Annotated in this window: 11 protein-coding genes; 1 reads left to right on the top strand and 10 read right to left on the bottom strand. The window is 42.7% G+C overall.

Going from position 1 to position 16,777, the window contains the following annotated elements; all coding sequences use genetic code 11:
- The 7 genes from LU361_RS12340 to rlmKL all read right to left on the bottom strand — a co-directional run bounded on the left by LU361_RS12340 (position 1) and on the right by rlmKL (position 8,132).
- Entirely contained in the window at positions 1–606 is a 606-nt protein-coding gene (locus tag LU361_RS12340) for a hypothetical protein (RefSeq protein ID WP_233089145.1), read from the bottom strand.
- 80 nt (positions 607–686) lie between these two features.
- Positions 687–1,370 (bottom strand): hypothetical protein, encoded by a 684-nt coding sequence (locus tag LU361_RS12335; protein ID WP_233089144.1) that lies wholly within the window; start codon positions 1,368–1,370, stop codon positions 687–689.
- Positions 1,371–1,381: 11 nt separating this feature from the next.
- A complete protein-coding gene (locus tag LU361_RS12330; protein ID WP_233089143.1) occupies positions 1,382–1,828 on the bottom strand; it encodes an ATP synthase subunit C in 447 nt (148 codons plus the stop codon).
- A gap of 1 nt (position 1,829) precedes the next feature.
- The gene (locus tag LU361_RS12325) at positions 1,830–3,623 is read right to left on the bottom strand and encodes a V-type ATP synthase subunit I (RefSeq protein WP_233089142.1); all 1,794 of its coding nucleotides are present in this window, start codon (positions 3,621–3,623) and stop codon (positions 1,830–1,832) included.
- Positions 3,610–4,221 carry a V-type ATP synthase subunit D gene (locus LU361_RS12320; RefSeq protein WP_233089141.1) on the bottom strand — a complete coding sequence of 204 codons (612 nt, stop codon included), beginning with the start codon at positions 4,219–4,221 and terminating at the stop codon, positions 3,610–3,612. The genes LU361_RS12325 and LU361_RS12320 overlap by 14 nt, the downstream gene beginning before the upstream one ends.
- A gap of 21 nt (positions 4,222–4,242) precedes the next feature.
- The gene (locus LU361_RS12315; protein ID WP_233089140.1) at positions 4,243–5,589 is read right to left on the bottom strand and encodes a V-type ATP synthase subunit B; all 1,347 of its coding nucleotides are present in this window, start codon (positions 5,587–5,589) and stop codon (positions 4,243–4,245) included.
- Between the two features lie 380 nt (positions 5,590–5,969).
- The gene (gene rlmKL / locus LU361_RS12310; RefSeq protein ID WP_233089139.1) at positions 5,970–8,132 is read right to left on the bottom strand and encodes a bifunctional 23S rRNA (guanine(2069)-N(7))-methyltransferase RlmK/23S rRNA (guanine(2445)-N(2))-methyltransferase RlmL; all 2,163 of its coding nucleotides are present in this window, start codon (positions 8,130–8,132) and stop codon (positions 5,970–5,972) included.
- Between the two features lie 1,004 nt (positions 8,133–9,136).
- Here rlmKL and rmf point away from each other — a divergent pair.
- Positions 9,137–9,340 carry a ribosome modulation factor gene (gene rmf, locus LU361_RS12305; protein WP_233089138.1) on the top strand — a complete coding sequence of 68 codons (204 nt, stop codon included), beginning with the start codon at positions 9,137–9,139 and terminating at the stop codon, positions 9,338–9,340.
- Between the two features lie 636 nt (positions 9,341–9,976).
- Here the strand turns inward: rmf and LU361_RS12300 are convergent.
- The 3 genes from LU361_RS12300 to LU361_RS12290 form a co-directional block, all read right to left on the bottom strand.
- Positions 9,977–11,014 (bottom strand): quinone-dependent dihydroorotate dehydrogenase, encoded by a 1,038-nt coding sequence (locus LU361_RS12300; protein WP_233089137.1) that lies wholly within the window; start codon positions 11,012–11,014, stop codon positions 9,977–9,979.
- A 79-nt stretch (positions 11,015–11,093) separates the two neighbouring features.
- Complete coding sequence (locus LU361_RS12295) at positions 11,094–11,318, bottom strand: DUF2835 family protein (protein WP_233089136.1); 225 nt, start codon at positions 11,316–11,318, stop codon at positions 11,094–11,096.
- A 39-nt stretch (positions 11,319–11,357) separates the two neighbouring features.
- Entirely contained in the window at positions 11,358–16,364 is a 5,007-nt protein-coding gene (locus tag LU361_RS12290; protein WP_233089135.1) for an NAD-glutamate dehydrogenase, read from the bottom strand.
- Between the last annotated feature and the right edge of the window lie 413 nt (positions 16,365–16,777).

The raw sequence follows: 16,777 nt of genomic DNA, 5'->3' as shown, positions 1-16,777 counted from the left end.
TTAATCTTTCTGTGTTTGGTAACGGTGAATTGCGCGCTGGGCAGAGTGTTCGAACATGTCGAAAATGGGATTCTCAGACGCGGTTAACTTGTGGTTTACCATTAGCCATTGCATGACATACATCGTTACGCTGTGAATATCAAATTCCGTCTCATTCAGTTTGTTATAGAGCAGTTTCCAAACGGATTGCATCTCCAGTTTTTTCAGTTCGGCAAACTGGTTACTTTCAATCAATTGCTCCATACTTTCTAGATACGCGTAGCGTAATTTAAAGATGCTTTTATCAATATCCCATCGACTGCGTACGTTCATTGCAAAGGTTTTATTAACCCATTTAGGGATCAACAATTCTTTATCGTAGGTTTTGTATGTAAAAAACAAGGCAAAGAATCTGAACTGTGACAAATAATTCAGCACGTCGGATTCAATCGACGGAGAAATACCAAATGGATTATTTAAATCGTATTCTTTCCGATGAAAAAACATATTATTCAGTGGTTTATCGAACAACAAAAAAGAAAATACATTGCAGGCATTGTTCAATAAACGGCGATCAGATTCGGTTAACGAGTTCAGGCGCTGATTCAATCTTGGTTTTGAAATCAAAGACGAATTCTTTTCCCATGTTTTGTGAAACCTGGGTAAACTGGACATCAAAAACGTATACTGATAACGCCTAGAGGACATCATGTATGAATAATTCCATCCAACACCGCGCGAAATCTTGGATTTAGGTACGACAGCAATAAATCCGAAATGGCTTTATCACTAACATCCACTTCCACCGTGTTGTCATTCAGCAATATTTTAATGCCCGATAAATTGTCGTTTCTCTTGGTAAAGAAAATGCCTTGCTCAAGAACATCTTTTTGCACAGAAAAAGCCAAATCAGCGATTTTTCCCTGAGCCGCTTTTTCGGGGTTCTCTTTAATATCGTGCAGATCTAGTGCTTCCCGAGATAATTGAACTTCAACTTTATCGTCGCTGTTGGCCCCAATATCACTGAGCAAATGTTTGCATGCTTCAACTACAAGTGTTTCGAGGATTTCCGTTTGATTGACGGTCGAACGCACCAAATGACTGACCTCTTCTGAAAAGCGATTCAGCAAATGCCCTTTGATATCTAAGATCATATCTCGATAAGCAACCTGCAACGCATCGGTAGCTGCTTGATGATCGCGCTGAATTTGTAAGCGTGCATCTAACAGAATTTTTTCAGCTTGTTGTTCGGCATTACGAACGATATCGTTCGCCTGATTATTGGCATCGGCAAGAATTTGTTTGGATTCTGATTTCGCATCTTCTACGCCTTCCGTGCGAATCCGCTCAATTAATTCTTGAACACCCGACGATATAACAGTCGATTTCATGGATGAGCCCCTTACGCAGAAAGATTACCAGAAAGCACCAAAGCAAAAATAAAAACAAAAACACCAAACCCTTCGATGATTGCTACGGGAGTAATCGACAAACCAAAGATTTCAGGTTTTTCTTTGATTGCATTAATCGCCGACACACACAACCGACCCTGCCAGAGCGCCGTCACCAATAGCGCAATGCCCGACAACACTCCAATGGCAAACAAACCACCACCTGAAACTGGGGACACTTGAGCTTGCAAGGTAAACATTAAAACAATGCCGTAAATCACAAACGTTGACGGTAGAACCGACAAGCCGATAAAGCGGCCGTAATTAGTATCGGTATCGAGGAGCGCTCCTATGGCCGCTTGACCGGCAAACGCACACCCTAAAACACTGCCAATGGCACCAAACGCAACCGGAGCAAAAACCCCAACCCAAGCCAACATATTGATAAAGCTTTCCACGTTAAACCTCTTTCATCATAAAAGGTACAAAGGCGTATCCCTCTCCGGGATTTGACCAATTATAAAACTCTATAAAATTCAGTCGTAAACCGTGAACAACCCCACTCATAATTCCTAAGATAAAATTAATACTGTGACCAATCAGCCAAATTAAGCAGCCACCAATTAAGCCTACGCCACCGTAATCGAACGCACTTTGAGACAAATCATTAAATGTTATTGCCAAGGAAGCACTGGCCAACCCCAAGGCAAAAAGGCGCATGTAACTCAACACATCACCAAATAATTTAGTGATATTGCACAATGCCAAAAATCCAGATTTAATCGTCAACCAGAATTTCTCGTTAACGTTTTTCTCTACCAACGAATCGTGACTGAACAGAAAAATACCGATCAAGCCCATTGCTATCATAGAAGCAAACATTCGAAATGCGCTGTCATGCGCAGAGAAAACCCAAGAAAAATAAGCACCAACCGACACTAAAATCCAACCAATTTTGGCAAGCCAACGATTATCAGAAAATGTTAAAACACGCATGTGTACGATGTTGGCAATAACGATGTGAACAACGCCAATACCAACCGCTAAAAACATCATGAGGTCATAGTTGTTGATATCAACCACAGGAGCTACACGGTTAGTGTCTATCAACGAATAGCCAAAAAAGCTATTGACCAGCACTCCCCAGACGGATGCCGCCAGTGCCATTGCCAATAACAGCGGGCGCAATACTTTCAGTGTTTTTTGATTCGACATCTTTTTCCAAAAAACCAATAACGCTAAAAGAGATATCGACGCGTAGCCAACATCCGATAAAATCAGCGCAAAAAACAAAGAAAACGAAAGGTATAGATGAATCGAAGGATCCGAAGAATAATAGCTGGGCAATTGATAAATTTTTGCCAACAACGATCCTGACTCAAACATACTGTTAGGCTTAAGTAATGTAGGTGGATCGTCTTGCTCCTTTGGCGTCTCAAGCGTCAACGCGAACTGCGCTTTTTTTGATAAAGCAGTCAAATCTTTTACATTAACTTCGGGCACCCAAGCTTCAAGCGAGAAAAATTCACCATAAGACGTTATATTGCGGATTGTATTGTCACGTTGACGAATATTTTCTTCTTTGTACGCCGCACTTCTGAGAGCATCGAGGTATTTCGTACAGTGAATTCGTTCTACGTTAAGTTCATCTAGTGTTAATAGTAGATTGTGTCGTTTCTCATACAAGACGGATAAACTTTCCGAAGGCAAATCCAACGATTTTTCCGGCAAACAGTCTTCGACTGGTTTTTGCTCGGAAATAACCACCACGTAAATCCGAGTATTATTCTGATTAACGACCTGATAAGGCAGCGACAACCGGTGGATTTTTTTCAAACTTGCCAAGGGTAAATCATAAAACCAGAATGTACGCCGAATATCAGCCTCTAACCCCAAAAGCTCGAAATCACCCCAGGGTTCCAGCTGCTTTATTTCGTGCATAACGTGATCATAGTGATTTTTTTCAGCATGAATATTGGCTTTTAACGCGCCGATTTTGCTGATCACCTCATTCAAATCGTATGATTGATACCGTTTTTCTTGTTTTATCTTTCTCTCAGATTTTTCTAAAAAATTAACGTAATCAATCATTCGACCGTAATTGTCGCTGTTACGGTTTTCAGTGTTATCTTGAGCTTCGTTTGGTTTTTCAATAATGTGTAATCGACCAAATTTTTGCAACGCCTCAACGACTTGCTCTACTTGATTGTTACTTGCCAAAACGGTGGCTTTTTTTAGCTTAACAATACTCACTGCGACTCGCCGATCTTTTCTTTGACAGTTTAGATACCACTACGGATTCTCTTGCCCTTTCTCCCAAACTGAGTTCGATGGTACTGATGAATTGCTCAGACCGGGGAATCAGCAGTTTTTCGAATAGATTAATGCGTTGGGTTACCTTTAATAAAGCCGCATTCAGCGTGAATATCTGTTGTTCCAAATTCTCTACTTGCAAAAGGAGTTTGACATATTTCTCCAAGCTTGCTTGATAGAACAATCCCCACACGGGCAAACGAGCAAAATCACTGCCTGATTCAGAAAACGTAACGTCCGTCATCTGAGAAACCTTTACGCCAGCAATGCTTTTTAATTCGTAATCGATGGTACTGATTGCCACTAGTTGGTCGATATCAGAGACATCAACGTAAGAACTTGGGATTAGGTTGGGAAGCGCTTGTTGAAACTGAGTTATTTTCTCGGTTAATCGGCGGATATCGGATTTCAAACCAACAATAGCGAACCTTAATTGCTGACGCTTTAAATCCAGTGAAGGCAAATACTTTTGATAAGCTCGCAGATCGTGCTTAAGTTTCAGCAAACTGGTTTTTGAAACAGATACCTTATCGGCCATAAGTTTTTCACTGCGTATGGGTTACGATTTTTTCTGGTAATAATACTTATCGATGAATTCTTTTTTCATCAGTAATTGCTCTGGGCTAAAGCAAGCTTTTAAAATTTCCCAACAGGTATCCAAAGCGGTTTCCAGAGGCATGGAAATATCGATGCCTAAAAATTGGCGCTTGAACAGCTCACCAAAACGCAACAATTTTTCATCAAATTCATTCAGCTCAAAGGCCATGGATTGCTTTTGCTTGGCTTCAATACTGCCGGAATAAAACCGAATCATAGTATTCATTACTTGATGATGGTCTTCACGCGTTTGCTTTCCAATAACCTGTTGTTTTAGGCGTGATAAGGAACCAAATGGATCGATAATGCCGTCGTGCAAATAAAATTGACCTTCGGTTATATAACCGGTGTTATCGGGTACCGGATGAGTCACATCGCCGCCGGGCATTGTTGTTACCGACAACACCGTGATTGATCCACCTTTAGTAAAATCGCACGCTTTCTCGTAGCGCCTTGCTAACTGAGAATACAAATCCCCCATGTAGCCGCGATTCGACGGCACACGCTCGTTTGCAATGCCGACTTCTTTTAGCGCGTCTGCATAAGCCGTCATATCGGTCAGTAAAACCAGTACGCGCTTATTGTGTTCTACGGCAAAATGTTCCGCCACAGAAAGCGCCAAATCAGGGATAAGCAATCGCTCGACAATCGAATCTGACGCTTGGTTTACGAACATGACCGATCTCGCCAGCATGCCTGCGTTTTCAAATTGATGTTTAAAATAGTGATAATCATCAAAGATTAACCCAAGCCCGCCAAAAACAATTAAATCGGCGTCGGCTTCAATGCCAATTCTGGCTAGCAGCGTATTGTAAGGCTCACCAGAAACTGAAAATATTGGAATTTTCTGGCTTTCTACCAAACAATTAAAAACATCGATCATCGGCACATTGGTTCGAATCATTTTCGATGCCACTTGCCTTTTAACAGGATTAACAATGGGCCCGTTAATTACGATTTTTTGCTCGTACTCTAACGACGGTCCGTTATCAATCGCTTCACCTTTACCACTAAAAACACGCCCTAAAATATTGTCACTGGCAACAACCTTCATCGGCTGATTTAAAAAATTCACTTTCGCGTCTGTAGAAAGACCCTTAGTCGAATCAAACACTTGCAGTGATACAACATTATTTTTTATATCGATAATTTGCGCCAATCGTGAATCAGAACCATCGACAGACAATACCGCCAAATCATTTAATCTTACCAATGGCGACGCTTGTTCAGATTGTTCCGGCAAACGAACTTTTACAATATCACCAACAATTTCAATAATTGTTTTATAGGATGTATAACTAGTACTCATAGCTCGTACTCGGGCGAATACATACTGTGTGGATTTCGGTTATAAGAGCAAACTTGGAATATCTACAATCGAAATCAATGCGCGCTTATGTTCACAAAAAACATAAACACAATCACTATTTGACTGTTTAACTTTTTATACCACGACCAACAGCCCGTCTCTATGACTCAATTTTGGCTATTTGCGGTATCTCAAAACTGAAGCAGTTAAACTTAAATTGTTTACACTACAAAAAACAAACTTATAAAGGTAAGCCTTTGATACGAAAAATATTAATCCCAAAAAACGAATACAGAAAAGAATGGCACAATGAGAAAGTAAAAAACCCACCAATACACGACTGTAATGGTGGGTTTTTAAGAATGGCGTTGATGAAATATTTATTTGTTTCGAATCAACCAACAGTTATGTATTTTTTGATTGCGTGCAAAATCGGGATCGAGGCTCTTTTTCGTGTAATCTTCGATTTCAAAATGCGACAAACTGCTTTCATCGAGTTTAAAGCTGCGTAAATTATTGGAAAAAATAAGTAAGCCACCCGGAAGCAATAAATCCATGCAACGATTAATCATAGAAACATGATCGCGTTGAATGTCCAATACGGTTTCGGTTTTTTTCGAATTCGAGAAAGACGGTGGGTCTAATAAAATAAGATCAAACCCCTCTCGACATTCATTTAACCATTTAACGCAATCGGCCTGTTCAAAACGGTGATTTTTACTGACCAGTCTATTCAGCTCAAAATTGCGTTTTGACCAGTTGATGTAAGTGTTCGACAAATCAACACTCACCGTTTCTTTAGCGCCGCCAATGGCTGCGTGAACACTGGCAGTCGCTGTGTAGCAAAACAGGTTTAAAAACTTTTTGCCGTGGGCCAACTCGCGAATTTTAAGGCGCACTGGACGGTGATCTAAGAATAATCCGGTATCGAGGTAATCCCACAAATTAATTTCAAACTTTGCTGCGCCTTCTTCAACGACCATTAATTCGCGTCTGTCTGCGCGCTCATTTAAGCGCTCATACTGTTGTTTACCTTTATTGCGTCTGCGCTGCTTGATACTGATTTTTGATTCATCGCCTTGCAGCTCTTGCTTCACTGCGGCGACTATATCGTTAAAGCGCTGTTTTACTTTTTCTTCGTCGACGGATTTCGGCGCTTGATACTCTTGAATGTGAACATGGTCGCCGTAAATATCAACGGCGGCGGAATATTCCGGCATGTCCGCGTCGTAAATTCGGTAGCACTCAATGTCATTCTTTTTGAGCCATTTGCCCAATTGTTTTTTATTTTTCGCCAAGCGATTAATCAGCATTTTAGCACCTTCGGTCACCTTATAAGGATCACTTGGACGCGTTAAAATGTGTTCGGGCGCAGGTGCATTCACAAACTGGGTTTCATTAACATCAAACAACAATAATTCGGTTTCAATGCTGCCGTTATAAAGCTTGTATTTTTTATTGCTGCGCAAGCCCATGTTTTTAGCGGCATCTGGATTACCGGTAAAAACACCCGCCTTCCAACCCACAAACTCTTCACGCAACGAGGTACCGAGCTGTCGGTACAGAGGAATAAGCTGCTCAAGATCCCCTAAACGCTCTCCGTAAGGAGGGTTAGTCAATACTAAACCCGTATCAATAGGCTTGTGAGTTGGCTTTTTGAATGCCGCTAACGGTTTAGCCGTCACACGAACCTTGCCAATCAACCCAGCTTGAGCAATATTGAATTCCGCCGCTTCAAGCACGGTTCGGTTGAAATCATAACCACGAATTTCGGGAATTTTATCGAGATTAATGCGCTCTTGAGCTTGTTCTCGCAGTTCAAGCCAAACGTCGTTGGAGTGATTTAACCAATGTTCGAACGCAAAAGACGATCGTTTAAGCCCAGGTGCGATATCCGCCGCCATCATGGCCGCTTCGATCAGAATTGTTCCTGAACCACACATTGGGTCGAGCAATGCGCCATCGTCAGCGGCGATTTCAGGCCAACGGCAGCGATACAACAACGCAGCCGCCAAGTTTTCTTTTAACGGTGCAAAGCCCTGTCGCAATCGATAACCACGACGATGCAAGCTATCGCCGCTCAAATCGATGGAAACGGTCGCCTTGCCCTTCGACAGACGTACATTAATGATTAGATTGGGATTTTCTTTATCAACGGAGGGGCGAACGCCGAATCGATCGCGAATCCGATCAACAATGGCATCCTTAACCTTTAAGGCGCCAAATTGGCTGTTGCGGATAAAACGGTTGGTACCGGCGAAATCCACCCACAAACGGCCATTGGGGCTGAGATGATCTTCCCAAGGAACCGAGGCAATCAGCTCATAGAGATCTTTATCATTGGCCACAGATGACTTCACCAGTGGCAACAGCACCTTGTTTGCCAGTCTCGACCACAAACACACACGATAAGCTACCGACAAACCGCCCAAAAACCATATTCCACCTATGGTTTCTCGTTTAAACTCACCCCCCAATTGGGTGATTTCTTCAGCCAATAACTGCTCTAGGCCTTTTGGGCAACTTGCGTAATATTCGATCATGTGAAGGTCTGTCTGGATAAAACTGCGATTCTACCCGGAATCACCGCTTTATACTAAGAAAAACAATCATTTAGCCCGCGCTTAAGTAGCGAGAGATTTGCTCATAGAGGCATCACACAGTAATGCCACGAATCACACCCTCTGTTGTTTAATCTCCGTTGTTGTTTAGTGTTCCTAATTAGTGAATATAAATAATCGCGAAAATAAATGGTCGTGTGTATAAATGGCCGTGAAAATAATTGAATTAGTGTTATGGGATTAACCCAAAATACCTACCGTTAAATCAACTGATATTTGTGTTTTTATTATTTAGAAGTTTTTTAATGCCATTGCGTCATGCAGGTTTTTCAGAAGTTAATTATCTTAAAAACCACAAATACAAAAACTCATCAGAAAAACTGTCGATAAGAATCAATCAGTAAAACGAATACAGTAATAATCAAAATATTTTTAATAAATATTCTAAATTAAATTATGAGACTCTTTTCTCACACAAAATCCGAATAACAATGATTAAATAATCGACGTACAAAACTGTCTCAGCGTTGCTAAAATTCGCTGGGATAATATGTTAAAGAGTTAATGTCTTATTAAATTTAGTGTTTTTAATACAACTATTGATAATTTAGAGCAATACGTAATTATTGTGGAATTATCGATAACAAAGTGAAAACCAATATTATCATTCGGTATATAATCTCAATCTTTTATAAATTTAAATTCATTCCCAAAGCATTCAATATTTGGTGTACTGAGTTTCCGGCTTCATAAAAGTGCAATTAAATCGGTGAACTTATTATTCGAGTTTCCACATACATTATCAAAGCATTTTCCGTGCTTTATTTTTTTAAACTTTGAGAATTACATCCCATCAATTAATTCGAATCATTCATGTTTTTATACAGTAATTTTAAACATTCAAGTTTATCTCCCCCAACTTTTTAGAAGCTTGGTACACAATATTTTTGAAATGGATAAACACCAACCTTGAGGTAAATTACATTATGAAACGTCAGAAGAGAAAACCATCTGAAAAAGCGTTTGCAAAGGGTTATGTCGTAGGATTTGAGGGTCGCTCTAGAAGCCTCTGCCCCCATGAAACCCAGCAAGCACGCTATGATTGGCTTAATGGCTGGCGTGAAGGACGGAATGATCAATGGAACGGTTTTAATCGCATGGCATCGGTTCAAAAACTCAGTAACCGCTAAATTAATTGCCGTTTTTATACGTGTTATATACTGTTACTGCAGCAATCAAGAAAACCCAAATTAATTTGATAAATAACAATATTTCCAATTTACACCGAATCAATATTGACTTACTCTTGATACATACGCAGGCAAAAGCAACACTAAAATTACTGCACCAAAAATTTTAATTAAATTTAATTTATAGAGGCAATCAAGCGCAAGTACAGAAACAAAGGCACAGAATCAAACACACCAATACAAACTCATACCAATACAAACGCATAGAGAGGTGCGAATTTTACAGGTTTGAACTGAACAGGTGTGAACTTAATAGGTGTGAACTTAACAGGTGTGATTCTTGAAGGTGTAGTTTTTGTAGATACAAATTCCTGTAGGTATCGTTTCTTAATCGTCATATCGACAAAAAAGGAGCAAAAACCCGATAAATTAAATGCAAAACTTTTAATTTAAATGTTTAAGCCCAAAGGTCTTCACTCAAGACCGCGAGCAGGGGTAATTCCCCTGCTCTTTTTATTTCTAGATCAAGTTTTTAGCCTTCCAGACTTTCCCAATCACTTAATTCTTTTAAACACCACAATTATCAAACAGTATTAATCGTTAATTTAAAACTGTCGCTCATTTAACGGCAACAGATTAATCGTTATCGTCAGCAGCAGAATACTTATTTGTGGCTTTTACCAAATCGGCAATCAATTCCGGGCCCTGATAAATAAAACCGGTGTATACCTGCAAAAGGCTGGCTCCGGCTTCCAGTTTTTCCATCGCAGAATCAACGCTGTTAATGCCGCCAACACCAATAATGGGAATATCCGACTGCAATTGCGATTTTAAAATTTTAATGGCCTGGGTTGATTTGTCTTGAACAGGCAAACCAGACAAACCACCCGCTTCGTTTGCGTGAACCGAAGCGGATACCGAAGATTTATCAATGGTGGTATTGGTGGCAATCACACAATCGATGTCTAACTCTAAAAAGGTGTGCGCCACATCAATAAGTTCTTGCTCAGTCATATCCGGCGCAATTTTTACCGCTACGGGAACGTAATACTCGTACTGATCCGCCAATTCTGACTGCTTGGTTTTAATGCCTTGCAACAGATTATGCAGTGTTTCACCGAATTGCAGGTCACGAAGCCCAGGCGTATTCGGTGAGGAAATATTCACCGTAATATAATCGGCGTAGTCATACACTTTTTCCATACAAGCGGTGTAATCTGACAACGCGTTTTCTTCGGGCGTTATTTTATTTTTCCCGATATTAATACCTAACGGATGTTTCAAGGATTTTCCCGCAACTCGTTCAACCAGGTAATCAACGCCTTTGTTGTTGAATCCCATCCGATTAATGATTGCCTCGTGTTCTGGCAAGCGAAACAATCGTGGCTGTTCGTTACCCGGCTGAGGTTTCGGGGTGACGGTTCCAACCTCAACAAAACCAAACCCCAACGTCGATAACGCTTGAAAGTAATCGGCGTTCTTGTCTAAGCCTGCCGCCAAACCAATGCGATTTGGAAATTCAATACCCATGACCGTCACAGGATTACTGGGAAGATCGCATGAGACCAACGATAAAATCTTCAAACGCTCACCCGCGGCGAGCATATCTAAGGAAAATTCGTGGGCAATTTCGGGATCGAGTTTAAAAAGAAGCTTACGCGCTAGGGAATACATTCAGGGCTTATCCTGTTGTGTTTGTTAAATTTGAGCTTTTATTCAGCTGAATTTTGAATGAGCAGCTGACCTTTGCCGTTTAGCTAAGGCGTTCAATTCTACTCAATCGATTGCTGTCATCAAAATAAATTACGAATAAACCGACAATACCGCTGTGGTTTAACCAGCGACGCAGAGAAGAGGCGGGAAATTGAATTCGGCGGCCGTCACGTGCTGTTGCGAGCACGTTAGCACGGCCACCGGATTGGTAGAGTTTTATAAATTCGTCTTTTGAGATGTTTAAATGAATCTCAACCGACTTCATCGTTCTCTAACAGTTAACACAAGCAGTTAACAGGCTTAATCACGCCGAAGCCTTTGTCGATTCGACTGCCTGCAACGGTGTACCCGTCGTGCACGCTGGCGAATCGTCGCCCAAGTTTTGGCAATAGCTTGAAGCCTGCGCCAAATCGTAAAGCTCACGCATGGCCACCGAGAACATGGCAAAGTCGGAAACACTGGTGCTTTGCAGCTCCAGCATCATCGAAATCCAACGATCGTACATGTCTTTGTGCTGCTGCGCCCAAACATCGAAGGTTTCCTCCAACGACATTTGCGTGGGCTGTAAGCGCACAAATGATTCGGTCAGCGAACGAATTTGGCCTTCCATATCGTCGAGGAACGACTCGCGCGCCATTGCCTGCCAATAGTTTTCAACCGACACGTCCGAAATTTGTTTCGAGAACCAATTCAAGCCGAGCTTATCACTCAAATAGAAGAAGATATGAGCAACACGCTTTAGATCCGCACCGCTGTGGTTGGCCGCTTCAACTACACCCAAACCTGAGTAAAGATTCGACGGCAACGCCGAAGCCTTGGCGTAGCGATCAGAGAAGCCCAATCCCAGCGATCGATCATAGGTAGCCTGCCACTGTTCCAACTCTTCTCCCGTCAACACGCTCGGCATGATGTCGCTGAGTTCGGTTAACGAATTGGAGAAATGCTCGATCTCTTCGCTCGGGTTCAAACGCGAACGGCGATTGCGCAAGAACCAACGCGTGCCTCGGCGAACTCGACGAACCAAGTCGTCCAATTCTTCCATTTGCACGGTGTTGGTTTGTTTGAAATCCAACGCCTCGATTTCTTTTCGCAACGACGGCATTTGGAAGGAATCGCGCGCGGTAACGTAGGCTCTGGCAATTGTTGTTGCCGGGGCGCCAGTGGATTCCAGCAAACGATGGAAGAACGTGATACCGCCGTTGTTCACCAAATCGTTAGCCAATTGAGTGGCGACAATTTCTTTTCTGAGAACATGATCGTAAATCTCAGAAGGGAATTTCTCGCGCAATAACGGCGGGAACGCCGACTCGATGATGTTAACGATGTATTGATCACCGGCGATATCATCGTTGGCCAGCAGTTCTTTCAGAATCACTTTGACGTAAGAAATCAGCACCGACAATTCAGGACGAGTCAGGCTTTTATTGTGGCTGTGACGCTCCAACAAGCTCTCTTCGTCTGGTAAAAACTCCAGCTTACGATTTAAGCGCCCTTCGGTTTCGAGCTGGCTGATTAAGCGTCGGAATTCCGCAAATCGTTCGTGACCGGAGTGATCCGCCAAGCTAATGGCTTGGGTTTGCTGATAGTTATTTTCCAGCACCAATTCACTCACAGAATCGGTCATATCGACCAATAACTGATTGCGGTGTTTTTCGGTTAAATCGCCCTGCGCCACCAATTTATCGATCAAAATCTTGATATTGACCTCGTGGTCGGAACAATCCACACCGGCGGCGTTGTCGATAAAATCGGTATTACAGGCACCACCGTGCAGGCAATATTCAACTCGCCCGAGCTGGGTCATTCCTAAGTTGCCGCCTTCACCAAAGACTTTACAGCGCAGATCTTTACCGTCGATGCGCAGCATGTCGTTGGATTTGTCGCCAACGTCGGCGTTGACCTCTTCGGACGATTTCACGTAGGTGCCAATACCGCCATTCCAGATCAAATCCACAGGCGATTTCATCAAGCGATTAATCAGATCGGTGGGCGAAAGGCGATCTTCAGAAATTCCGAATCGGACCTTCATTTCTGGAGTTAAGATAATGCTCTTCGCCGCGCGGGAGAAGACACCGCCACCTTTGGAAATCAATTTTGCGTCGTAATCGTTCCAACCCAATTGCGGATTCGCAAATAAGCGCTCACGCTCTTTGTAACTGGTAGCCGCGTCTGGGTTTGGATCGATAAAGATCGACAAGTGGTTAAACGCTGCCACCAAGCGAATGTGCTTCGACAGCAACATACCGTTACCAAACACGTCGCCGCTCATATCGCCAACGCCAATAACAGTGAAGTCTTCCTCTTGAATATTCACGCCCTTCTCTTTGAAATGGCGCTGCACTGAAACCCAAGCACCGCGAGCGGTGATACCCATGCCTTTGTGGTCGTAACCTTGGCTACCGCCGGAGGCAAATGCATCGCCCAACCAGTGTTTGTATTCAATGGAAATTTCGTTTGCGATGTCGGAGAAGGTTGCCGTGCCTTTATCGGCAGCGACCACGAGATAAGGGTCATCGCCGTCGTGACGGACCACTTGCGCGGGCGAAACGGTTTCACCGCCGACAATGTTGTCTGTGATATCCAACAAGCCTTTAATGAAGGTTTTGTAACACTTAATCGCCTCGGCTTGCATGGCTTGTCGCGTCGGCTCTTTTGGCGGTTGTTTTACCACGAAACCACCTTTAGCACCGTTGGGTACAATCACCGCATTTTTAACTTGTTGAGCTTTAACCAAACCCAAAACCTCGGTGCGGTAATCTTGCAATCGATCGGACCAACGCAAACCGCCGCGCGCTACCGGACCACCGCGCAAGTGCACACCTTCCATTCGCGGCGAATAAACAAAGATTTCATACAGCGGCCGCGGCTCTGGAATGTCGGGAATATCGCGAGGCGACAATTTAAAGGAAATATACTCTTTTTCCTCGCCCTCAGCGGTTTTTTGGTAGTAATTGGTTCTGAGCGTTGCCTTAATTAAATCCAAGTAACGACGCACAATTCGGTCGTCATTTAAATTATCCACGTTTTCGAGTGCGTCGATAATTTTGGTCTGTAGCCGCTCAATTCGGCTGACATCTTGCTTAGTAAATTGATTGACTCGAGGATCGAATTTTCCTTTAAACAAGGCAATTAAATTGCGCGTAATATCAACGTGAGAGCCCAAAGTATTAGCGACGTAACTTTGGCCGAAATTAACCACCGTTTGCTTCATGTAACGCGCATAGGCACGCATAATCGACACTTCACGCCAACTGAGCCGCGCGCCTAATACCAGGCGATTAAAGGCGTCGTTTTCTGCCTTGCCGAGCCAAATAGCCTCAAAGGCTTCTTGGAATATACGTTTGGAAGAACCAACATCGATGTCGCCATTGCCGTCAAACACCAAACTAAAATCGTGCAACCACACAGTTTTGCCAACCGCCGGTTCAATGTCGTAAGGAAACTCGCCCAAAACTCGCAAGCCCAAGTTTTCGAGCACAGGAACCACCGTTGACAGCTCCAACGGTTTTTCACAGTGGAAAACCTTAAAGCGAATTTCATTGGGTTTTGAATTTAGCGGCTGATAAAAACTCATCGCCACTGGACTGCTGTCGCTCAAATGGCTGAGGGTTTCAATATCCGATACTGCCGAGCGGGCGTCGTAAGATTCTCGATACGCATCCGAGAAAGCATTTTTATAAATCTTATACTCTTTTGTGCCGCGCTCTTCGCCCATGGCTTCCGACAGTGCCGTAAGGAAGTTTTCATCCCAGCCGCGGGTAATATCAACAGTTTTTTGTTCGAGTTTTTTTACATCGTAAGACACAGTCGTGTTTGGTTTGATTTTAAAAACCAAATGCGCACGAGCGAGAATGGATTCTGAAAAATGCGTGTTGAACTCGCATTCTTCGGCGTCGATTTCTGAGGCAATGAGCTCTTGGATTTTCTCACGCACTTGAGTGCTGAATAAATCCCTTGGTACGTAGACCAAGCAGTTTACGAATTTACCGTAAGGATCCGATCGCATAAACAAGCGCACTTGCGCACGTTCATTAATTTGCGCAACGTCAGTGATAACTCGCAGTAATTCTTCGCTCGAAATTTGGAACATCTCATCGCGAGGGAAGGTTTCTAAAATGCGAATTAGCGCCTTGCCTTCGTAAGAGTTTTCGTCAGTTTCGGTTTTGGTAATAACGTCATTGGCTTTGTCGCGAATCAGCGGAATGGCGCGAACTTTATCGTCGTAAACCGTGCTGGTGTACAAGCCAATAAAACGAATTTCACCGCACACCTCACCTTTATTGTTAAATCGCTTAACAACCACATAGTCGGAATAAACGCCGCGGTGCACGCGTGATCGTGAACTGGATTTAGTAAACGCAATACAGTCGGAAGATTGATAAAAGGTCTCCATGCCGGAGTTAAACTTCGACAGCGGCAACGGATCAACCTTTGTATTAGAAATAGCAAAAATACCCTTTCGGTTATCCGTTATTTCTTTCAACACCATTTCTGAATCGTTTTTGTTGCCTTCTTTAGCAATTTCGAATTCGCTGTACCCTAAAAAGGTAAAGTGTCCTTCACTGAGCCATTCCAAAAACGCCTGAGATTCTTTAATAGCGGCAGAGTTTGCTGTTTTGTTTTTCAAGGCAAAATCGAGATTGCTTTTTGCTTTAAAAACTTCGTCGCACATCGGCTTGTAATCGGTAACTACCGCTTGCAGTTCGCGAATGATCGCAACAATTGAATCCCGTAACGCCGACAATTCACTGCGATCAGTGTGAAGGTTTATTTCAAAATACACCAAGGCTTCGCGTTGAACGTGATGCTTACTCGAAAGCGTGCCCACTTCTGCGTTTCGGTCGAGAACATCGACCAACTGCCCTTTATCATCGCGAACCGATTGAATCACTTGGCTCTTTAAAAAGTGTACTAATATATTTCTTCGGTTCAGCTCCAAACGTATGGAGTCCGTTAAAAACGGCATATCGACAATGCGAACCTGAATCACCGAATGACCACAAAGCCAACTGTGCTCTTCTAAATTTGGGTTATAGACGTAAACTTCACTCTGACCGGGCTTGAATTTCTGCATGATTTTCCACCAACTGGCGAGAAAACCGTACATATCTTTATAGGAACGTCCTTGAATTTCGTTTAACGGAAACCGATTAAAGTAAAGCTTTGAAAATTTTTCTAATCGGGCGTGTTCTAAATCCGGCAGTTCGTCTTTTATGTTTTGGCTTAGGCGATCTAAAAAATGGTCTGTTGATTCGGTCATCACCGTGTTTATTTCCACAAACACCTCATAAGCAAATACATGGGATTCCATGTAAGGTCATTTATTTGATTGTCCATTTATAAGAAAAATGGGTATTTAGGAGCCTCTGGTTAACCTCAAGATCACTCAGGCCAATCAGTTTTTTTCTGATTAAGGCGTGCTTTTGAAGGTCTAACGGGTTAAATCGAAAAAGCACAACGCAGAGCAGGAAAAAACTGGAAGGCTCCGAAGGACGTGTTCTCAAGCGCACATTTGCGGCGTTACCGCTTTTATTAAGGACTAAGGCCATTAATTTCAAGCGTCGCCTTGCAACTGCACGCTTGAGATCACGCTGAGTAATTTTGAGGTTAATCAGAGGCTCCTTTATATTGAAATGATAGTACAGGCGAATAATTTCGTAAGGCGCAAGCACGAAAGTATGGTTTTGACCAGAAATGATACTGTTTGCTTTTGCAGGTAATACG

This window comes from Sessilibacter corallicola, assembly GCF_021290925.1.
GTDB lineage: Bacteria > Pseudomonadota > Gammaproteobacteria > Pseudomonadales > Cellvibrionaceae > Sessilibacter > Sessilibacter corallicola.
The sequence above is the reverse complement of the archived record's forward strand: the minus strand, read 5'-3'. Positions and strand labels throughout refer to the sequence as shown.